Source organism: Bradyrhizobium sp. S3.2.6 (assembly GCF_040546885.1).
Taxonomy (GTDB): domain Bacteria; phylum Pseudomonadota; class Alphaproteobacteria; order Rhizobiales; family Xanthobacteraceae; genus Bradyrhizobium; species Bradyrhizobium cytisi.
The window spans coordinates 182,771-202,859 of record NZ_JBEPOS010000012.1 but is presented as its reverse complement, the minus strand read 5'-3'; the positions used below and the strand labels follow the sequence as shown (position 1 = coordinate 202,859).

Sequence of the window (20,089 nt, the reverse complement as noted above, 5' to 3'; positions counted from 1 at the left end):
AATCCGGTAATCGAGCAGCCAGCAAGAACCACGCCAGACTGGCATGGCTATCGCGCCTGTCCAGCAAAATATTGCCGGATCTCGATAACGCCCGATGGGGCCGGCGTGCAGTCTTCCCATTGCCATTCCCGGCATCGGGGCCGGAATCACGTCCTGCGGAGGGATCGAGATGCGACCGACCGAGATCATGCGCGGCAGCCCGCCCGCGCCCGAGGCCCAGGTAACCCGTGCCAATTGGCGCAGCTCTCCAGCCATCCGCTGGGGCTTTACCCACACCCGCGAAGTGCTGCCGACCGCCGAAATCCGCCGGTCGGCACATCCGACGCCTATCGCGAGCGCGCCGCGCGAATTGGCAAAACTCGGCTACACCGCGCCCGACGGCAAGGCGACCACCATCGAAGCCACGTTGCGCGAGACGTTTGCCGATACGCTACTCGTCATGCACCGAGGCACGCTGATCCATGAATGGTACGGCGACGGCATGAGCGTGACCACGCCGCATCTGATCTGCTCGATCAGCAAGGCGGTCGCCGGCACGCTCGGCGGCGTGCTGGCCGCGCGCGGCCTGGTCGATCCGGAGGCGAGGGTAGTGCGCTATGTGCCGGAGCTCGAGACCTCGGTCTACGGCACCTGCACGGTCCGCAATCTCCTCGACATGACGGTCGCGATCCAATTCGAAGAAGACTACGAGGACCCGGCCGGCGACGTCGCGCGCTACCGCTTCTCGTCAGGCTGGGACGTGCCACCGCCCGGCGTCGAGCCTGGCCATCAGCGGACCTATCTCGCCACGCTCCGCGGCACCGGCAAGCCGCATGGCAAGGTGTTCCACTACGTCTCCACCAACACCGAGGTGCTCGGCTGGGTCTATGAGCGCGCCTGCGGCATGCCCTACCATCGCATCCTCTCCGAGTATCTCTGGCAGCCCTTGGGCGCCGAGGAGGACGGCTCGCTGACGCTGGACAGCCACGGCATGGGCCGCCTCGCCGGCGGTATCTCCGTCACCGCGCGCGACCTGCTGCGCTTCGGCGAGATGATGCGCAATCGCGGCGTGGTGGAGGGGCGGCAGATCGTACCGGGCTGGTGGATCGACGACATCCGCGAGAACGGCGACACCAAGGCGTGGGCCGATGGTGACCTCGCCGAGTTCTTCCCGGGCGCGCGCTATCGCAGCAAATGGTTCACGATCGATCCGCAGCGCAACGCGCTGACCGGGATCGGCATTCACGGCCAGCACCTCTATGTCGATCTCGATTCGGACATCGTCATCGTCAAGCTCGCGACGCAGCCCAAGGCAATGGACGTCCCGATCGACCAACGCTGGTTCGCGGCCTTCCGCGCCATCACGACACATCTAGCTCCGCGCTGACGTCAGGACATCACATGCTCGATACCGTCAAAGAAAAATCGTCGATGCAAACCGCCGCACCGCATCCACTCGATCCGCTAACGGCAGACGAGATCACCGCCGCCTGCACGCTGGTGCGTGCCGCGGCGACCTCGCCGGAAAACTGCCGCTTTCCGACGGTTCGGCTGGAGGAGCCGACCAAGCAGGAGCTGGCCGCAGGCGGGACGCCGCGCCGCGCCTTCGCGCTGACGCTCGACGTGGTGACGGGCGAGGCGATCGAGCATATCGTCGATCTCGTAAACAGCGAGATCGTCGTGCGGAAGGTCGTTCCGAACCGCGAGGCGCCCTATGGGCAGCCGTCGGTGATGCTCGAGGAATTCTTCAAGTGCGAGGCCGTGGTCAAGGCCGATCCGGGCTGGCGCAAGGCGATGGTTCGGCGTGGCCTCACCGACAAGGACATCGAGCTGGTCCAGGTCGATCCGTTCTCGTCGGGCTTCTTCGATTTCGCGTATGAGCGCGGCGCGCGCATCGTTCGCGCCGTCAGTTTTTTCCGCGAGCAGCTCCAGGACAACGGATACGCCCATCCGATCGAGGGCGTGGTCGCCGTCGTCGACCTGATCGGCGGCAAGGTCATCGATCTCACCGATGCGGACCCGATCGTGCCGATCCCGCGCAAGAAGCGGAATTATGGCCCGCATGAAGCCACCAATCCGCGCACCGATATCAAGCCGCTGCATATCGAGCAGCCCGAGGGCGCGAGCTTTCGCGTCGATGGCTGGAAGGTGGACTGGCAGAAATGGAGCTTTCGCGTCGGCTTCACGCCGCGCGAGGGGCTGGTGCTGCATCAGCTCGGCTATCAGGACGGGATGCGCAAGCGGTCGCTGATCCATCGCGCCAGCGTCACCGAGATGGTGGTGCCTTACGCCGATCCGACCGCGAACCATTTCTGGAAGTCGGCGTTCGATGCCGGCGAATACGGGCTCGGCACGCTCGCCAATGCGCTCGAGCTCGGCTGCGACTGCCTCGGCAACATCCATTATTTCGACGTGCCGGCCGCCGACAACAATGGAAAACCCTTCGTCATGCAGAACGCCATTTGCATGCATGAAGAAGACTACGGAATTGCCTGGAAACACTACGAATTCCGCAACGGCCTGTTCGAGGTCCGCAGATCCCGCCGGCTCGTGATCTCGTTCTTCGCCACCGTCGGCAATTACGATTACGGCTTCTACTGGTACCTCTACCAGGACGGCACGATCCAGCTGGAGACAAAACTCACCGGCATCATCCAGACCGCCGCCGTGCAGCCGGGCGAAAAGTACAAATGGGGCGGCATGGTCGACGACAATCTCGGCGGGCCGACGCACCAGCACTTCTTCAACGTGCGCCTGCACATGGACCTCGACGGCGGCGGCAACACCGTCAGCGAGCACGATTTCGTGCCCCGACCCTGGGGCCATGATAATCCGCACGGCAACGCGTTCGACACCACGACGCGCGTGCTGTCACGCGAGCGCGATGCCGCGGCCATCGCCAATGGCGAGACCGGCCGGTTCTGGAAGATCAGCAATCCCAACGAGACCAATTCGGTCGGCAATGCGCCCGCCTACAAGCTCGTCGTCAATCCGAGCCCGCTGATGCTGGCCCAGGAGGGCAGCTACGTGCGCAAGCGCGGCGGCTTCGCGACCAGGCATGTCTGGGTCACCGCGTTCGATCGGGACGAAAAATACGCCAGCGGCGATTATCCCAACAACCATGCCGGCGGCGATGGCTTACCGCGCTACGCTGCGCAGAACCGCAACATCGAGAACACCGATATCGTGGTGTGGCACTCCTTCGGTCACACCCATATCTGCAAGCCCGAGGATTTTCCGATCATGCCGGTCGAGTATGCCGGCTTCACGCTGAAGCCGACCGGCTTCTTCGCGGCCAACGCCGCCGGCGACATCCCGCCGGAGCGCAACAGCCGCAGCGTGCTGGCCGGTGATCCGCAGAACGCGGACGGCGCCTCGTGCTGCCACAAGGGCTAGCGGAGGAGGGGCTCGAATTTGTCGCTGGCGCCCAGCCCGGCCGGCGGCATTGCGATCGACGCCGGGCCTGCCACGAGACTGTCGAGATCGACCAGCAGCAGATCGGCCATGTGGGTAAGCTGGTGCAGAGGGATGCTGATCTCACCGCTCTCGGCACGTGAGACGAACTCGGGCGAGACGCCGACGAGGTTCGCAATCTGGGCCTCGGTATAGCCACGCGCCTCGCGCGCGCCTTTGACCTGAGCGCCAATATGCTGCCTATGCAAGGCCTGCTCTTCCTCCGTCATCATTAGCGCCTGCTCATCCGCGCTGGCGACGCCATCGGCGAACGCGACGCCGAGCAGGCGGCGCTTCTGCCAGGCCACGCGGCAGGTCTTTCGCAAGCCGTCGGCAAAGACCAGCGTGGCCTCTTTCGGGAACGCCAGCGACCAGTCGAGCTTCAGCCGTGCGCCGGTGCCGGACACGTCCGCGATGGTGCAGGGAATGCTCACGGTGCCCCTGGCGCCGTCAAATTCGATGATCCCGGTCCTCGCCGTGGATTGCCTGGTCGCAGCGCGCAATTCGCTCATGGACGTCGCTCCCGGATGCCCGGCACTTGCTGAAGAATCTGCAGCCGATTTTACCTCTCGGGTTCCCTGCGCTCAATCGAACCCGGCAGGCATGGTGAAGGATTCGTTCTCGGGCCGAGCAGGATGAACCTTCCGACCCTGCACGGTCACAAAGACTGGAGATCGCTCCCAGCCTTCCGGAATTTGCAATGAGATCGCTTGCCTTGCTCTGCCTGCTCGCCTTCGCCGCGCCCGCACATGCGGCCACGCCCGAGCAGCACTATCTCGATCTGCGCGACCGCTACATCGCAAAATTCTCCAAAGCCAAGGAGAGTGATGAAACCTTCAAGCAGCACGATGCGGCGCTCAACGAGCTGACCGGGATGCTGCGCGGCCTGGTCGGTCCCGTCACGATCAAGGGGCTGCCGGCAGAGGGCAAATCGAACGCCGACACGCTGTTCAAGGGCGACTCGGGCTTCGGCCATCTCGACGGGCTCGGTTTCGCCTCAGAGGGCGACAAGCTTCAGGCCGTGGTGACCACGACCACTTTGCTCAAGCACTGGCTGCGCGAGCACCGCGAGGACGGCATGCCGCAGGAGATCGATGCGGCGTCTAGGTCGGAGCGCTTCTACTATCAAGCGATCCAGGACTCCGCCTTCGCCAAATATGCCGAGCTGCCGATCATCAAACCCACATCCGCGAGCGCCGCAATCGCCGTGCTCGGCGTGCGCGGCAATGGCGACCTGAAAGGGCCGCCGCACGAGATCGACGTCGTCGCGATCCAGGGCGAGAAGGTGTTCTTCCTCGCCGCAACCGAGGCCGTGAAAACGGCCGAGATCCCGGCCTGCGAGAAGGTCTGGAAGCAGATGATGGCCAAAAAGGTCCCTCAGGATTCCATGGCTAGGGAAGACCAGGCGATGGACGCCTACACCAAATGCTTCGCCAGGGAGGCGCCGAGCCAGAGCTGGTACGCGGCAGCCGTCAAGAAGGCGCAGAGCCAGCTCGAGCTGCTGCCGCTGCGCTAACCGGTCAGGAAACGGTGTTCCGGCAGACCCTGCGCGACGCCGTGAATGGCAAGGACATGACCCGCCTGAGGCTCGACGCTGAGCTGCCGCTGATCCAGGAATTTCCGCGCCGTCGTCACAAACAGCGTTTTGAGGTCGCTGCCTCCGAAGCAAAGGCAGGTCGGATTGGTGACCGGCAGCGCAATGACCGTGTCGATCGTCCCGTCCGGCCGATAGCGCGCCACCCGGCCGCCCGAAAAGAATGCCGTCCAGAGCCCGCCGGCAACGTCGACGCAGGCGCCGTCGGGTCGCTCGTGCGAGGCGCCGTAATCCGCAAACAGGCGTCTGTTGCGGATCACGCCGTCATCGAGATCGAAGTCGAACGCCCATGTGCGGTATCGCCGGGTGTCCGTGAAATAGAGCGTGCGATTATCAGGCGAGAACGCAATCCCGTTGGTCACGATGACATCGCCGAAGATGCGTGCCACCTGTCCGTCTCCGGTCACGCGATAGAGCGCCCCATTCGGGCGATGCAGCTGATTGTCCATGGTGCCGATCCACAGCCGGCCACGGGCGTCGACCCGGCCGTCGTTGAGACGGTTGTCGAGGCCGTATTCGACGTCGATGACGGTCTGCCGATGGTGGAGGGTCAAATCCTGCGCGAGCAGATGCGAACCGTCTGCCGCCAGGGCCTGGCTGCCGAGGAATTGGCAATCGTAGGAGGTCACGTGATGGGCGCCCGTCGCCGGGTCGAAGGACTGATGCAGCCTGCCGTCGATGTCGATCCACCACAGCTTGCGGGAACGGTCGCACCACAATGGCGTCTCGCCAAGGATATCCGTGCTGGCGATTGCGGTCTCGACCTTGCCAGAGGAAATCGAATTCATGGTCATGTCGACGATTTGGATCTTGCGGGCAGGCGAGGGCGATCAGGCGTCCTTCCAGGAGGACAGGGCATGCGCGACGCAGCCATCGATGTGCTCGCTCAGCACGGCCCGGGCGCTTTTGATGTCGCGCTTCAACGCGCATTCCAGCAGCGCCTTGTGCTGGTTGATCGTCTCCGTGCCGCGATAGCGCAGCGCATAGCGGAAGTATTTGTCGAACACGACCGCGTGGGTATGCATCAACTCGCGCGACCCGCAGCTCGAAATCAGCGCCTGGTGGAATTCGCCGTCGTAGCGCTTGCGCAGCTCGGGATCGTCGCCCTCCCTCAGCACGGTGCGCTCGGTCGCAGCCAACTTGTGATGCGCCGAGACCACGCGGCCTTCCCACTCGACATCGCCGGCGCGGAACGACTCGGCCATGGCATGGTGCTCCAGCAGGATGCGCAGATCGGCGAGCTCGCGCAGGTTCTGGATCGAGATCGGCGCCACCTCGAATCCGCGCTGGCCTTCGGCCACCACGAACCCCTCGGACGTGAGGCGATTGAGGATCTCACGCAGCGTCGAGATGCTGACGCCGTAGTCTTCCTTCATCGCATCGAGCCTGAGACGCCCGGAGGGCGTCAGCACGCCGAAAATGATGTCGGAGCGGATGCGCTGATAGCCGCTGTCGCCCGCCGACAAAGGCCGTTCCTCGAGTGCCGTCATGCCTTCTGATCCCGATTGTCCGGACCGCCGTTCGCCCTTGCTGCAGGCGAACCGTCAATGTTGCCAGCACTATAGCAGACTCCAAACATCTAACGTCTATAGAAATCTCATATGAAATTGATAATGTCGTTTGACATGAAAATATATCTATGATGTCTGAATAAGCTGAGGGTACGGAAAAATGAGCGCTTAAGCCGCCGTTCGTGCCCGAGGGAACAGGGAGGAAACGATGAGCTTGTTGGTACGGGCGATGTCGGCGACGGCGATCTGCGTGGCGCTGACGGTCGGCGCATCCGCCGCGGATGACATCCAGGAGCGGACGATCAGGTGGGGGCACCTGAACAACACCGACCACCCCGTCAGCTTTGGCGTACGGAAATTCGCCGAGATCCTGCTGGCGAAGAGCGGGGGCAAGATGAAGGTCCGCGAGTTCGCGGCCTCACAGCTCGGAAACGAGTTGCAGCAGCAATCCGCGCTGCGCGGCGGCACCCAGGAGATGCTGTCGGCCTCGACGACATCGCTCGCGACGGTCGTTCCGGAATTTGGTCTTATCGATTTCCCATTCCTGTTCAACACGACCGAGCAGGCCGATGCGCTCGCGACCGGCAAGTTCGGCGCGGCAATGCTCGATACCTTGCCGTCGAAGGGGCTGATCGGCCTCGGCTATTGGGGCCTCGGCTTCCGCAACGTCACCAACAGCACTCGCCCGATCACCAAGCTCGAGGATTTCAGCGGCCTCAAGCTTCGCGTGATTCCGAACCCGGTCTATCTCGAGACCTTCGGCGCCTTTAAGGCCAATCCGGTCCCGATGGCCTTCGGCGAGCTCTATTCGGCGTTGGAGACCCGCACCGTCGACGGCGAGGAGAATCCCTACACGGTCATTCTCTCCAACAAATTCTACGAAGTGCAGAAATTCGTCTCCGCCACCAATCACACCTTCACGCTGAACATCATTCTGGTGAGCAAGATCTTCTGGGACAAGCTGTCGCCGACCGAGCAGCGCCTGATGCGGGAGGCCTATGAAGAGAGCCGCGGCTACCAGAAGGAGCAGACGCGCCTTCAGACCGAAAAAGCGCTGGCGGAATTGCAGGCCAAGGGCATGCAGTACAACGCAATCGCTCCCGAGGAGACCGAGCGCATGCGCAAGACGTCGCAGCCGGTCGCGGACAAGATTGCTGCCAGTCTTCGTCCCGAGACCGTGAAGCTCTTCAACGACGAAGTCGAGCGTATCCGCAAGGACGTGAAGTAGCCGACTTCTTTCATCACGCGGGCGGCGGAGCCGGCCAATGGCCTGCTCACCCCTCATTTGCCCGGACGTCACGCATGGCGCGAGCTCTTGACCTCTATTGCAGCTTCCTGAAGGCCGTCATTGCCGCGTGTCTTGCGGTCATGGTCGTGCTGGTGTTCGGCAACGTCGTTCTGCGTTACGGCTTCAACTCCGGCATCGCGATTTCCGAGGAGCTGTCGCGCTGGCTCTTGGTCTGGCTGACCTTCCTCGGCGCCATCGTCGCGCTGCGCGAGCACGCCCATCTGGGCGTCGATAGTCTGGTCCGGATGTTGCCAGCCTCCGGCAAGCGCATCTGCTTCGTCGCCAACTACTGCCTGATGCTGTTTGCCGATTGGCTGCTGCTCTCGGGCAGCTGGCGGCAGACCATCATCAACATCGACGACCGGGCGCCGGCGACCGGCCTGTCGCTCGGTATCTTTTACGCCGTTGGCGTGATCTTCGGCGCGTCGGCAGCGGTGATCCTTCTCTACGACCTCTTCCGTGTCCTCGCTGGGCAGGCCAGCGAAGCCGACATGGTGGCCATCAAGGAATCGGAAGAGCACTGATGTTGCCGCACCGAATCTTGCCGTTTGGCACGCGCATCCTGCAAACCACCAGGACCATGCCATGACGATTGCCGTCTTCACCTTCTCGCTGCTCGGCGCCATGGCGCTCGGCATGCCGATCGCCTTCGCGCTGATCGTTTGCGGCGTGGCTCTGATGAGCACGATCGACATGTTCGACGCCCAAATCGTGGCGCAAAACGTCATCAATGGCGCGGACAGCTTTCCGCTGATGGCCATTCCCTTCTTCATGCTCGCAGGCGAGGTCATGAACAAGGGCGGCCTGGCCAAGCGCATCGTCAATGTCGCGCTCGTTGCAGTCGGGCATTTTCGCGGCGGACTGGGTTACGTCACGATCCTGGCGTCCTGCATTCTCGCCTCGCTGTCGGGCTCGGCCGCGGCCGACGCCGCGGCGCTTGCGGCCCTTCTGGTGCCGATGATGGTGGCGGCTGGACACAAGAAGTCCTATGCGGCGGGCCTTGTGGCAGCCGGCGGCATCATCGCCCCCGTGATTCCGCCCAGCATCGGGTTCGTCATTTTCGGCGTCGCCGCCGGCGTCTCGATCTCAAAACTGTTTCTGGCGGGCATCGTACCCGGGTTGCTGCTCGGAGCAGGGCTTTGCCTCGCCTGGGCCTGGGTGGTGCGGCAGGAGAACCTGACGCCACCCCCGAGAGCCTCCTTGCACGAGATCATGAAGGCTGTCATCGACGGATTCTGGGCGCTGATGCTGCCCGTCATCATCGTGGTCGGTCTGCGTTTCGGCATCTTCACGCCCACCGAAGCCGCGGTCGTCGTCGCCGTCTATGCGCTGTTCGTGGCGACCTGCATCTATCGTGAATTGAAGCTGTCTCAGCTTTATGAGGTGTTCGTTTCCTCCGCGGTGACGACGAGCATCGTGATGTTCCTGGTCGCGGCCGCGCTGGTGTCCTCCTGGCTCATCACCGTATCGGAGATTTCCGCACAGGTCGTTGATCTCCTGAAGCCATTCATGGGCAACAACACATTGCTGATGCTCGCAATCATGGTCGTGGTGGTGATCGTCGGAACCGCGCTCGACATGACGCCGACGATCCTGATCCTGACGCCGATCCTGATGCCGATCATCAAGGCCGCGCATATCGATCCCGTCTATTTCGGCGTGCTCTTCATCATCAACAATGCGATTGGCCTCATCACGCCGCCGGTCGGTGTGGTGCTGAACGTCGTTTGCGGTGTTTCCAGGATCAGCATGGAGGACATCATCAAGGGTGTCTGGCCCTTCATGATCGCGCAGCTGATCGTCCTGTTCGCGATGGTCTTGTTCCCGGGACTGGTGACGATCCCGGCCAAGTGGTTCGGCGGCTAGTGTATCGGACATAACGGAACGGAGCAGGGCAATGGCCGCGAAAATCATGATCCTCAATGGGCCCAATCTCAATTTCCTCGGCATCCGGGAGCCGCATATCTACGGCCGGACGACGCTGCAGGAGATCGAGGCGAGCTGCCAGGCGCTGGCCGACCTGCTCGGCGCCTCGATCTCGTTCCACCAGTCCAACATGGAGGGCGAGCTCGTCGGCCTGATCCAGTCCGCTCATGGCAAGGCGGATGCGATCATCATCAACCCGGCCGGCTATTCCTTCACCTCGATCGCGCTGATCGATGCGCTGAAGATTTTTGAGGGCGTGAAGATCGAGTTGCATATCTCCAACATCCACGCGCGCGACGAGCTTCACCGCCATTCGATCACATCGGGCGCCTGCGCGGCCGTCATTTGCGGGCTGGGCCCATACGGCTATCTCGCCGCGATGCTCGCGGCCGTCCAAAAGCTCGGACAATTGCCTGCAACAATCCCGCCGGCTCTGCACGGGCTTGCGGCTGCGGGTCAGGCGTAAGCCAGGAGAACGCAATGCGCGGATCGGGATTTCTCGCCATCTGGAGCGACGTCGCGGCGCAGGACCTGACCGATTACCGGCACTGGCTGACGCGCGAGCACACCACTGAGCGGGTCACGACCAGGGGTTTCCTGGCATCGCGCGTCTTCCGCGCGATGCGGGACGACGTCAATCGCTTCTTCATCCTGTACGAGCTGGAAACGCCCGAGGTCCTCGATGGCGAAGCCTATCTGGCGCGCCTCAACGCACCGACGCCGTGGTCGCAGCGCATCATGCCCAAGCTCGACAATTTCATCCGGGGCGGCGGCACCATGGTGGCGCGGGCAGGGCGCGGCGAGGGGGCCACGATCACTGCGCTACGGATCGAGAAGCTGCCCGGGAATCCGCAAAAGTTGGCCGAGGCGCTCGTTGCATGCGACGGGGTCGCGGCCGTGCAGATCGGCGCGAGCGACGAGGCACGGACATCGGTGCCGACCACTGAGAAGGGCATGCGCAAGGAGGAGGGGTTCTTCTCAGGCCTTCTGTTGATCGAGGCGCTCGACCTGACCTCGCTGCAGGCCACCTTGCAGCAGGCGCGCACGATTGCGCCTGACGTTCTCGGCCGGGCGAGCGAGCCGGAGGTCTATCAAGGCATGTTCGCGCTCGACGCCCGCATCGCGGATTTCGGCTGATGGCAAGTTTCTCGCTCGCCGCCCTGACCGTGCTGGAGCTTGCGCCGCCCGAGATGATCGAGCTGGCGGCCCGCTGCGGCTACGAGACAGTCGGGCTGAGGCTGCTGCCGGCAACGCCGGGCGGAATTGCTTATCGCCTGATGGACGATGCACCGCTGCTGCGGGAGACGCTGGCGCGGCTGCAGTCGACGGGCGTGACCGTCGCCGATCTCGAAGTCGTTGCGTTCCGGCCGGAGACGGACGTTGCGTCCTTCACACCCTTCTTCGAGGCGGGTGCGCGCCTCGGCGCCAAGCATATCCTCGTTGCCGCCTACGATCCGGATCTGGCACGGTTTTCGGATCGCTACCGGCAGTTTTGCGAAGCGGCCGCAACGTATGGACTGACGTCCGATCTCGAATTCATGCCCTGGACCAGTGTTCCCGACCTCAAGGCCGCGATGCGGATCGTCGGCGATGTCGATCATCCCGCTGCCGGCATTCTGGTCGATGCGCTGCATTTCGATCGATCGCAGAGCTCCCTTGTCGATCTCCGCACCATCCCGGCGCGTCGGCTTCACTATTGGCAACTCTGCGACGGCCCGGCCGAACGTCCGGCCACGACGGAGCAGCTCATCCATGCCGCGCGTGAGGAGCGCATGTTTCCGGGCGAGGGTGCCATCGATCTTATTGGACTGACGAAGGCGATGCCGGACGACCTCACAATCAGCATTGAAGTCCCGACCGTTCAACTGGCGAAGACCGTTGATGCCGAAACGCGAGCGCGCCGGGCGCTCGCGGCGGGCAAGTCCGTGGTCGAGAGGGCGCGCGCGAATTCCTGAAGGAAGGGTGCTCCGGATGCCGCAAGGCGATCGCTGCTTTGCCGTTGAGACCGATCTGCTGGTCATAGGCGCCGGTGCCGCCGGCATGACGGCCGCGTTGGTCGGTGCCCTCGAAGGGCTCGATGTCATTCTTTGCGAAAAGTCGGACATGGTGGGCGGCACGACCGCGACTTCCGCCGGTACCGTCTGGATCCCGGGCAATCGGCAGGGACAACGCGCAGGCACCCCTGACACGATCGAGGCTGCGCGCACCTATCTCGCCGCGATGCTCGGCGCGCACGCGACAGACGAACGCCTGGACACATTCCTGAAAGTTGGCCCGATCGTTCTCGACTATCTCGAGCAGAAGACGAGCGTGCAGTTCGCCGCACCGCCGGTCCATCCCGATTACAAGAACCTGCCGGGCGCCGCGATCGGCGGTCGAGCGCTCGGTGCGGTGCCGTTCGATGGTCGCAAGCTCGGCAGCGACTTTGCCCGCATCGGGCCGCCCCGCCGGGAGTTCATGGCTCTCGGCGGCATGATGATCGGGAAGGCGGACATTTCGCCTTTGCTGGCACCCTTCCGCAACTGGACGACTTTTCGACACGTCGTCGGCCTTCTCACGCGCCATGCGCTGGATCGAATCCACCACAGGCGCGGAACGCGGCTGATCATGGGCAATGCGCTTGTTGCCAGACTATTTGACAGCGTCCGTCGCGCCGGCGTCGGCTTGCGATTTGAGACAGCACTTCACGAGATTATCTGCGAAGGCGACGACATCGTCGGTGCGGCCTTGTCGTCTCCGGGCGGAGAGGTGGCTATACGTGCCCGCAAAGGCGTGGTGCTGGCGACAGGCGGCATCGGCTGGAGCCGCGACCTTCGTGAGCGGCTGTTCCCGGACGCCGCGCGGCGCTTTTCGCTTGCGCCATCATCCAACACCGGAGACGGCATCCTCGCGGCCGAGCGTGTCAACGCCGTGATCGAGCGCGACCTCGAAAGCCCGGCCTTGTGGATGCCGAGCTCGGTGATGGCGCAGGCCGATGGCCATGTCTCGGTCTTCCCGCACATCATGCTGGATCGGGCCAAGCCGGGGCTGCTAGCCGTGAACAAATCCGGCCGCCGCTTCGTGAATGAAGCCGATTCCTACCACGACTTCGTCGCAGCGATGCTGCGCTCGAACGCGTCGGAAGCGTCAGCTACGCCGGCCTTCCTGATTTGCGACCGCAGCTTCATCAGGGATTTTGGCCTCGGGCTGGTTCACCCCGGGACCAGGAATTTGAGTGGCTTCCTCGATGCCGGATATCTGATGGAAGGCGAAACCATCGAGGCGTTGGCCCGCAAGATCGGCGTGGATGCCGACCACCTTGTGCAGACGGTCGAGCGATACAACGGCTTTGCAGAAACCGGGATCGACGAAGACTTCGGCCGAGGCTCCAGCGAACTGAACCGGTTCAATGGCGATCCCAGGGGCAAACCGAATCCTTGTCTGCGGCGGATCGGGCCAGGACCGTACTATGCGGTGGCCGTCTGGCCGTCAGACCTTGCCAGCAGCGCCGGCTTGCGCACGGATTCGTGCGGCCGGGTCTTGTCTCGAGATGGGAAGATCATATCCGGCCTTTACGCGGTCGGCACCGATGCATCCTCGATCTTCCGCGGCACTTACCCGGGACCTGGCACAATGATCGGCCCGGCGATGGTGTTCGGTTGGTGCGCCGCAATGGATGCTGCGGGAGCGCTACGCAGGTTTCTCGCCTGAAGCGTGGCTCCAAATCTTAGGGTCGCCCGCGACACTTCACAAAAAGTCGGGCTGAGAAATTCGTCAGCGCGGTAGGCTGCCCCCGAGATTCCACCCGCGGCCACCCTCGCCGAAAATCTCGTGCCCCGTCGGCGTCACCACGACCGTGTCCTCGAGCTTGATGAAGCCGCGCTTCGGATGCTTCATGGTGGTCTCGATCGACACCACCATGCCGGGCTCGAGCGGCAGCCGGGCATCGGTGTCGTCGTAGGGCACCGGACCCGTGGCTGTCAGGTGAGGGGCCTCGTGGCTGACGAGGCCCATGCCGTGGGCCAGGAAATCGGTGCAGCCGCGCTGGCTGATTCGGGCGAGCTGCCGCTCGGCCGCGACGTAGATATCGCCGCCCATGGTGCCCGGCTGGACCGCGGCGAAGGCCGCGCGCTGCACCGCCTCGATCTCGGCGAGATAGTCCTTCAGCTCCGTGTCGGGCTCACCGAGCACGGCCATGCGCGCGAGATCGCCGATATAGCCGTGATAATTGCCGCCGGAGTCGAGCGACAGCACATCGCCTTGCTCCCAGCGCTGCGACGACGGCGCCCGGTTGTGGCTGCTGCCGCAGGCGAGCAGGCAGTATTCGAAGGTCAGCCCGCGGTTGGCTTCGGCGACGCGCAACGCGTCCGACAATTGCTGCTTGGTGGTGCCCGGCCCGTGCTTGCCAATCACCTCCAGCATCGATGCGATCACGAGCTCCGAGGCTGTCTTGAGCTGCCTCAGCTCATCCGCCGACTTCACCGCCCGCAGCCGCTCCAGCACCAGCAGCGCGTCCTTGAGCTCGGCGCCGGGCAGGGCGTCGGCCAGCGCCTTCCCTGCGTCCATCGGCAGGAACGCCATCTCGACGCCGACCCGCTTCAGCGGCACGCCGGCATCCCGGATCAGCGCCACGGCGCGCGTGATCGCGTCGACCGAGCCGTTGGACTCCGTGCGGACCTGCGGCACCCAGGGCGGCGCGACGGCGCGCTGATGGGTCTCCAGCCGGTGGCCGATATAGACAGCCTTGTCAGGCGCGCCCTTGGGATAAACCAGCACCGGCAGATAGCGGCTGACGCCCATGGCATCCATATAGTCGAAGAAGATCGCGCGCTCGGCGCCAAGCAGGTACTGCACATTGTGCTTGGAGGTCGCGATCAGGACGTCGAGCCCTGCGGCCTCCATGAGACGATCGAGCTTGGCGGCATCGAATGGAATGGCGCGCGAGCTGCCGGCGCGGGCGACGTTCTCCTGCATGACGAACCTCCGTTTCTCGTTGTCGGCCGGTTTGAACGGCCTGTTCTCCCTACGAGATATTGATTGTAGGTCGAAGGCAAGGGTTTGGGCATCGTGAATTCAGCCGGCCTGGCGAGATCCCAACGCATTCCGGCTTTGGACCGGCGAACGTGCACCCAGGCGACATTTGACCTTGATCGCCGCCCGCGCGCCGATTCGGCGGTGTCGGTGGAACTTGAACACGTCGAGACGGTTGCCTTGGCGGTCCGGAACCGAACGGGAAGAACAATTGAACCGCCGCCACTTCTTGGAAGCCTCGGCATTGATGCCATTGGCGACATCTCTACCGGGTGCATTCCCTGCGGCATTGGCGGAGGAGGTCCCGTTCGGGACCTCCTATGTGCGCGAGCTAGCCCGCAATATGGCGAGTAAGCCGTTTGAGGCACCGGAGGAAAAGCTCCCGGACGGAATCAAGGATCTCGACTACGATCAGTATCGGTCAATTCGCTTCCTGCCGGAGCGGGCGCTTTGGCGCAGCGAGCAACTGCCCTTCGAGATCCAGTTTTTCCACCGCGGTTTTTTCTACAAGAACAGGGTCGACTTCTACGAGGTCTCTGGTGGACGAGCCGCGCCGATCCGGTACCGGCGCGACGATTTTGCGTTCGGCGACAAGATCGGCCCGGTGCCCGATGTCGATCTTGGATTTGCCGGCTTTCGCATTCACGCCCCGATCAACCGGGCCGACTACCATGATGAGGTTTGCGTTTTTCTCGGCGCCAGCTACTTCCGCGCCGTTGCCAAAGGCGAGACCTATGGGCTGTCCGCGCGCGGTCTTGCGATCGACACCGGCGAAGCCAAGGGAGAGGAGTTTCCCTTCTTCAAGGCCTTCTGGCTGGAGAAGCCCGCATCCGGTGCCACATCCATCGTGGTTCACGCGCTGCTCGACAGCAAGAGCGCAACCGCAAGCTACCGATTCACGATCAGGCCTGGTGCAAGCACGGTCTTTGACGTCGAGATGGCGCTTTATCCGCGGGTCGAACTGCAACATGCTGGACTTGCGCCGACGACGAGCATGTTCTTTTTCGGTCCGAACGATCGGCAGAATGTCGATGACTTCCGCCCCGCGGTGCATGACTCCGATGGCCTTGCGATATTCAACGGAAAGGGCGAGCAGCTCTGGCGTCCACTCAACAATCCTCGCGACCTGCAGGCCGGCACGTTCAATGATCTCAACCCTCGCGGCTTTGGCCTGATGCAGCGAGAGAAGAACTTTTTTGCTTACGAGGACATCGAATCGCGCTTTGAGCGTCGGCCAAGCCTCTGGGTCGAACCGATAGGAGATTGGGGCGAGGGCAGCGTGGTCCTTTTCGAGATCCCGACCAAGGAGGAAATTCACGACAACATCGCTGCGTTCTGGCGTCCGAAAGCAGCCATTCCCGCCAAAAGCGAGAACAATTACACCTATCGGCTGCACTGGGGTCCCGATGCGCCGAAACCGAATTCGCTGGCCCGATTTACCCGCACCGGCGTTGGCACGCGGGGCGAGGGCAGCAAGCTGTTCGTGCTCGAACTTGCCGGCGACAGGCTGAAAGAGGTCGATCCTGACAGGGTGAAGGGCGCCGTCAGCGCGGACAAATCCGAGATCAGCAATGTCGTCACACAGCCAAATCCAGAAACCGGCGGCTGGCGCCTGAGTTTTCAGTGCATCGTCAAGAATGCACCCATCGAGTTGAGGGCGGTCTTGATGCAGGGCGATCAACCAATATCCGAAGTATGGATTTATCGATGGGCGCCCTGACGACTTCGCCTGCGCTCGGGTCTGACCTGAGCGTTCGGTATCTCCCGGATGAAACGCCTCTTCCGATGCCGCCATGTCGATTGGACGGGAGCACCGATGCAAAGCTGGCGCGACAGCGGGCCAGCGGAGCGGTTGCAGCGCGGCGCCTGTTCATTTTTGGCGGAACGATCGCGCTTACCGCTGGGGGCGCCGTTGAGATGTACGATGTTCTCAAAGTTGGCGGCGTCACGGTGCTCGAAGGGATTGTGCTTGCGCTATTCCTCGTGTTGCTCGCCTGGATCGCGTTTTCATTCATGTCTTCACTGGCGGGCTTCTTTGTGCTGCTGCGACGTCGACAGGATGTGCTGCCAATCGACAGCCACGGTCCGCTGCCGGCGATCACCGGCCGAACGGCCATGCTGTTGCCGACTTATAATGAGGATCCCCATCATCTCACGGCCCGGCTCCGCGCCATGCACGAGTCGATCGGCGAGACCGGACATGCCGCATTGTTCGATTGGTTTCTTCTCAGTGACACGACGGACCCGGACATCTGGATCAGTGAGGAGCTTGCATTTGTGGAACTGCAGCGGAGCTGTGGTTCCGGCCGTCTCTACTATCGGCATCGGTCCGACAACACCGCTCGGAAGTCCGGCAACATCGCCGAATGGGTGAGGCGCTTCGGCGGCGCTTACGACTATATGATCATTCTCGACGCGGACAGCCTGATGAGCGGAGATACCATCGTTCGGCTGGTGCACGCGATGGAGGCAAACCCGCAAGCCGCACTGATTCAGACGCTTCCCATCGTCGTCAATGCGCGCACCCTGTTTAGCCGGCTTCAGCAGTTCTCCAGCCGTCTGTACGGCCCGTTGATCGCTGCCGGAAACGCCTGGTGGCACGTCTCCGAGGGTAACTATTGGGGACACAATGCCATCATCCGGACGAAGGCTTTCGCGCAGGAGGCAGGCTTACCCGAACTGCGCGGGAGGAAGCCGTTCGGTGGGCACATCCTTAGTCACGATTTTGTCGAAGCGGCACTGATGCGACGGGCCGGGTGGGGGATCTTCATGGCCCCCGCTCTGGGCGGCAGCTTCGAGGAGGTGCCGCCGTCATTGCTGGATTTTGCCGCAAGAGACCGCCGCTGGTGTCAGGGCAATCTCCAGCATCTCGCCGTTCTGCCGGCCCGCGGTTTGCACTGGATATCCAGGCTTCACCTGTTGACCGGGATCGGCTCTTACCTGACCGCTCCGCTGTGGCTGCTGTTTCTATTGCTCGGAATTCTCATCTCTCTGCAGGCCTATTTCGTCAAGCCAGAATACTTTCCCAAAGGTTTTGCGTTGTTTCCGACGTGGCCTGCACAAGATCCCGTGCTTGCCGCCTGGGTCTTTGCCGCGACCATGGGGCTCCTCATTCTGCCGAAGCTATTGGCATATCTTTTTCTGCTCACGAAGCGTGCGGAACGGCAGGCCTTTGGTGGCGGATTTCGTGTCCTGGCAGCGGTCATCGCCGAGAGCCTGCTTGCAGCCCTGATCGCTCCGTCCATGATGATCTTTCAATCGACTGCCGTGGCGGAGATCCTGCTCGGGCGTGATGCCGGCTGGCAGGTGCAACGGCGAGGCGACGGCGGGATCAGGCGCGAGGAGGTCTATCGCAAATTCGCCGTCCCGAGTTTGTGCGGGATGGCGATGGCGGCAAGTGCCTACGCCGTTTCGCTGCCGCTGCTCCTCTGGATGTCGCCGGTGATCATTGGGCTCGCTCTTGCCATTCCGATCGGACTCGTCACGTCGGCACCAACGAGAATGGCGCGCCTGTTTGCGACGCCGGAGGATAATCTCTCGCCGACAGTGCTGAAGCGGGCGAGCGAGCTTGCCTGCTTGCCCCGGATCGAGATTCCCGGAGCCCTGTTGGCGCTCTGGCAAAACCGTGGGCTGTTGAGAGCGCATATGGAGTCACTGGAGCCGCCGCCGCGCAAATCGCGATGGATCGACGTGGACCTTGCGATTGCCCGCGCCAAGATTGAGCAGAGCGACAGTTTCGAAGAGGTCGTAGCCAGCCTCAGCGCGCGGGAGAGATTTGCCTTGCTGAAGCACCGGGTCGCCCTTGAGCAGGTCATGAAACTGCAGTGAGCTGCTGCGCGGCGCGCCATTTTGCGGTTCAAGTCAGCCGGTGCCTGGAGGTGCAGCGTTTTGCCGGGGCGGGCGCGACTTCACGTCCACTTGACGTCCACTTGGGCATTTACAGGCAGCTTGGGCTCGGTTATCCCGTAATTCGCATAAGGTATATTATGGAATATCTTTATATTCAATTAGATCAGTTATTTAGGCCAAGTTCCTGCTAATACGCCTTCACTTCCGGCTGATTTTCAATCCGTCCATCAACCGTCCTCCCGGCTCTTGACGGCTACTGTGCATGGGGTTGTTTTTCGGTTTTTGAATCCAGCCCATCTGTGCCCAAAGCCGATATTGCCGCGACCTTGTCCGGCTGCAATAAGCGAGCTTCGCGAGATCGCAGATGACTGCCGACCAGACGTCCGTATAGGTTTGCGTCTCACAACAAGAACAAACTTCCGAGGAAGCAGGACCCATGGTCTTTTCAACGCGTTTTTCCCGCCGCACGCTTCTCAAGGCCTCCGCCGCGACCGCCGTCTTTGGCGGCGTCGGCGCGCCTTATGTGGCCCGTGCCCAGGCCGCCGAGTTCTCCTACAAATATGCCAATAACCTGCCGGACACCCATCCGCTGAACGTGCGCGCCAAGGAGATGGCGGCCGCGATCAAGAGCGAGACCAATGGCAAGTTCGACCTGCAGATCTTTCCGAACAACCAGCTCGGTTCCGACACCGACATGCTGAGCCAGATCCGTTCTGGCGGCGTCGAGTTCTTCACGTTGTCCGGCCTGATCCTGGCAACGCTGGTGCCGGCGGCATCGATCAACGGCATCGGCTTCGCATTCCCGGACTACGACACGGTCTGGAAGGCCATGGACGGCGACCTCGGCGGCTATGTCCGCGGCGAGATCAAGAAAGCCGGCCTCGAGGTCATGGACAAGATCTGGGACAACGGCTTCCGCCAGACAACGTCGTCGAGCAAGCCGATCACGGGCCCGGACGATCTCAAGGGCTTCAAGATTCGCGTGCCGGTGTCGCCGCTATGGACCTCGATGTTCAAGGCGTTCGATGCCGCGCCCGCCTCGATCAATTTCAGCGAGGTCTATTCGGCGCTCCAGACCAAGATCGTCGAGGGCCAGGAGAACCCGCTGGCCATCATCTCGACCGCAAAGCTCTATGAGGTGCAGAAGTTCTGCTCGCTGACCAACCATATGTGGGACGGCTTCTGGTTCCTGGCCAACCGCCGCGCGTGGGAAAAGCTGCCGGCGGACGTGCGCACCGTCGTCGCCAAGAACATCAATGCCGCCGCCGTCAACGAGCGTGTGGACACGGCCAAGCTGAACGCCAATCTCCAGCAGGAGCTCGCGGCTAAGGGCCTGACCTTCAACCAGCCCACGGTCGCGCCGTTCCGCGACAAGCTGCGCGCCGCCGGCTTCTATGCCGAGTGGAAAGGCAAATACGGCGAGCAGCCCTGGGAGCTCCTGGAAAAGGCCGTCGGCAAGCTGTCGTAACCCATCCAGGC

The 20,089-nt window shown here is 62.8% G+C and carries 17 protein-coding genes; 13 read left to right on the top strand and 4 right to left on the bottom strand.

The annotated features are described in order from the left end of the window. Positions 1-169 precede the first annotated feature (169 nt). On the top strand, positions 170-1,366 hold the full coding sequence (locus ABID58_RS22015; RefSeq protein WP_354034551.1) for a serine hydrolase domain-containing protein: 1,197 nt from the start codon (positions 170-172) through the stop codon (positions 1,364-1,366). A 14-nt stretch (positions 1,367-1,380) separates the two neighbouring features. Further along, positions 1,381-3,375: a primary-amine oxidase gene (locus tag ABID58_RS22010; RefSeq protein WP_354034549.1), complete on the top strand. Its 1,995-nt coding sequence runs from the start codon at positions 1,381-1,383 to the stop codon at positions 3,373-3,375. On the opposite strand, the gene ABID58_RS22005 is transcribed toward ABID58_RS22010, so the two are convergent. After that, positions 3,372-3,944: a helix-turn-helix domain-containing protein gene (locus tag ABID58_RS22005; protein ID WP_148752232.1), complete on the bottom strand. Its 573-nt coding sequence runs from the start codon at positions 3,942-3,944 to the stop codon at positions 3,372-3,374. The genes ABID58_RS22010 and ABID58_RS22005 overlap by 4 nt on opposite strands. A gap of 188 nt (positions 3,945-4,132) precedes the next feature. Here ABID58_RS22005 and ABID58_RS22000 point away from each other — a divergent pair, with 188 nt between their 5' ends. Beyond that, positions 4,133-4,948: a hypothetical protein gene (locus tag ABID58_RS22000; protein WP_354034548.1), complete on the top strand. Its 816-nt coding sequence runs from the start codon at positions 4,133-4,135 to the stop codon at positions 4,946-4,948. On the opposite strand, the gene ABID58_RS21995 is transcribed toward ABID58_RS22000, so the two are convergent. Next, complete coding sequence (locus ABID58_RS21995) at positions 4,945-5,820, bottom strand: SMP-30/gluconolactonase/LRE family protein (protein WP_354034547.1); 876 nt, start codon at positions 5,818-5,820, stop codon at positions 4,945-4,947. The two genes, ABID58_RS22000 and ABID58_RS21995, sit on opposite strands and share 4 nt — an antisense overlap. A 36-nt stretch (positions 5,821-5,856) precedes the next feature. Continuing rightward, positions 5,857-6,516 carry a GntR family transcriptional regulator gene (locus tag ABID58_RS21990; RefSeq protein ID WP_148752228.1) on the bottom strand — a complete coding sequence of 220 codons (660 nt, stop codon included), beginning with the start codon at positions 6,514-6,516 and terminating at the stop codon, positions 5,857-5,859. A 229-nt stretch (positions 6,517-6,745) separates the two neighbouring features. Here ABID58_RS21990 and ABID58_RS21985 point away from each other — a divergent pair, with 229 nt between their 5' ends. The 7 genes from ABID58_RS21985 (at position 6,746) to ABID58_RS21955 (ending at position 13,441) form a co-directional block, all read left to right on the top strand. Beyond that, a complete protein-coding gene (locus ABID58_RS21985) occupies positions 6,746-7,765 on the top strand; it encodes a TRAP transporter substrate-binding protein (RefSeq protein ID WP_354034545.1) in 1,020 nt (339 codons plus the stop codon). Between the two features lie 74 nt (positions 7,766-7,839). Further along, positions 7,840-8,349: a TRAP transporter small permease gene (locus ABID58_RS21980; RefSeq protein ID WP_354034544.1), complete on the top strand. Its 510-nt coding sequence runs from the start codon at positions 7,840-7,842 to the stop codon at positions 8,347-8,349. Between the two features lie 61 nt (positions 8,350-8,410). Then, complete coding sequence (locus ABID58_RS21975) at positions 8,411-9,691, top strand: TRAP transporter large permease subunit (RefSeq protein ID WP_148752222.1); 1,281 nt, start codon at positions 8,411-8,413, stop codon at positions 9,689-9,691. Between the two features lie 31 nt (positions 9,692-9,722). Beyond that, positions 9,723-10,217: a type II 3-dehydroquinate dehydratase gene (locus ABID58_RS21970; protein ID WP_148752220.1), complete on the top strand. Its 495-nt coding sequence runs from the start codon at positions 9,723-9,725 to the stop codon at positions 10,215-10,217. A 14-nt stretch (positions 10,218-10,231) separates the two neighbouring features. Beyond that, complete coding sequence (locus tag ABID58_RS21965; protein ID WP_148752219.1) at positions 10,232-10,888, top strand: hypothetical protein; 657 nt, start codon at positions 10,232-10,234, stop codon at positions 10,886-10,888. Continuing rightward, positions 10,888-11,706, top strand: coding sequence for a sugar phosphate isomerase/epimerase family protein (locus ABID58_RS21960; RefSeq protein WP_148752217.1), 819 nt, complete (start codon positions 10,888-10,890; stop codon positions 11,704-11,706). The genes ABID58_RS21965 and ABID58_RS21960 overlap by 1 nt, the downstream gene beginning before the upstream one ends. 16 nt (positions 11,707-11,722) lie before the next feature. After that, complete coding sequence (locus tag ABID58_RS21955; RefSeq protein WP_354034542.1) at positions 11,723-13,441, top strand: FAD-dependent oxidoreductase; 1,719 nt, start codon at positions 11,723-11,725, stop codon at positions 13,439-13,441. Between the two features lie 63 nt (positions 13,442-13,504). On the opposite strand, the gene ABID58_RS21950 is transcribed toward ABID58_RS21955, so the two are convergent. Continuing rightward, positions 13,505-14,704: a M24 family metallopeptidase gene (locus ABID58_RS21950; RefSeq protein WP_354034540.1), complete on the bottom strand. Its 1,200-nt coding sequence runs from the start codon at positions 14,702-14,704 to the stop codon at positions 13,505-13,507. A gap of 268 nt (positions 14,705-14,972) precedes the next feature. Between ABID58_RS21950 and ABID58_RS21945 the strand changes: the two genes are divergently transcribed. From ABID58_RS21945 to ABID58_RS21935, 3 genes are all read left to right on the top strand, one after another. Beyond that, positions 14,973-16,481, top strand: a complete 1,509-nt coding sequence (locus ABID58_RS21945) for a glucan biosynthesis protein G (protein ID WP_354034538.1) — start codon at positions 14,973-14,975, stop codon at positions 16,479-16,481. Then, positions 16,469-18,589, top strand: a complete 2,121-nt coding sequence (gene mdoH / locus ABID58_RS21940) for a glucans biosynthesis glucosyltransferase MdoH (RefSeq protein ID WP_354034536.1) — start codon at positions 16,469-16,471, stop codon at positions 18,587-18,589. Before ABID58_RS21945 ends, mdoH begins: the two co-directional genes overlap by 13 nt. Positions 18,590-19,046: 457 nt before the next feature. Next, positions 19,047-20,078 (top strand): TRAP transporter substrate-binding protein, encoded by a 1,032-nt coding sequence (locus tag ABID58_RS21935; protein ID WP_354034534.1) that lies wholly within the window; start codon positions 19,047-19,049, stop codon positions 20,076-20,078. The last annotated feature ends 11 nt before the right edge of the window (positions 20,079-20,089 follow it).

Coding starts and splice junctions, on each gene's coding strand:
- ABID58_RS21935 (WP_354034534.1), top strand. CDS start 19,047: ATGGTCTTTTCAACGCGTTTTTCCCGCCGCACGCTTCTCAAGGCCTCC.
- mdoH (WP_354034536.1), top strand. CDS start 16,469: ATGGGCGCCCTGACGACTTCGCCTGCGCTCGGGTCTGACCTGAGCGTT.
- ABID58_RS21970 (WP_148752220.1), top strand. CDS start 9,723: ATGGCCGCGAAAATCATGATCCTCAATGGGCCCAATCTCAATTTCCTC.
- ABID58_RS21990 (WP_148752228.1), bottom strand. CDS start 6,516: ATGACGGCACTCGAGGAACGGCCTTTGTCGGCGGGCGACAGCGGCTAT.
- ABID58_RS21995 (WP_354034547.1), bottom strand. CDS start 5,820: ATGACCATGAATTCGATTTCCTCTGGCAAGGTCGAGACCGCAATCGCC.
- ABID58_RS21975 (WP_148752222.1), top strand. CDS start 8,411: ATGACGATTGCCGTCTTCACCTTCTCGCTGCTCGGCGCCATGGCGCTC.
- ABID58_RS22005 (WP_148752232.1), bottom strand. CDS start 3,944: ATGAGCGAATTGCGCGCTGCGACCAGGCAATCCACGGCGAGGACCGGG.
- ABID58_RS21980 (WP_354034544.1), top strand. CDS start 7,840: ATGGCGCGAGCTCTTGACCTCTATTGCAGCTTCCTGAAGGCCGTCATT.
- ABID58_RS22000 (WP_354034548.1), top strand. CDS start 4,133: ATGAGATCGCTTGCCTTGCTCTGCCTGCTCGCCTTCGCCGCGCCCGCA.
- ABID58_RS21985 (WP_354034545.1), top strand. CDS start 6,746: ATGAGCTTGTTGGTACGGGCGATGTCGGCGACGGCGATCTGCGTGGCG.
- ABID58_RS21955 (WP_354034542.1), top strand. CDS start 11,723: ATGCCGCAAGGCGATCGCTGCTTTGCCGTTGAGACCGATCTGCTGGTC.
- ABID58_RS21965 (WP_148752219.1), top strand. CDS start 10,232: ATGCGCGGATCGGGATTTCTCGCCATCTGGAGCGACGTCGCGGCGCAG.
- ABID58_RS22010 (WP_354034549.1), top strand. CDS start 1,381: ATGCTCGATACCGTCAAAGAAAAATCGTCGATGCAAACCGCCGCACCG.
- ABID58_RS21960 (WP_148752217.1), top strand. CDS start 10,888: ATGGCAAGTTTCTCGCTCGCCGCCCTGACCGTGCTGGAGCTTGCGCCG.
- ABID58_RS22015 (WP_354034551.1), top strand. CDS start 170: ATGCGACCGACCGAGATCATGCGCGGCAGCCCGCCCGCGCCCGAGGCC.
- ABID58_RS21950 (WP_354034540.1), bottom strand. CDS start 14,704: ATGCAGGAGAACGTCGCCCGCGCCGGCAGCTCGCGCGCCATTCCATTC.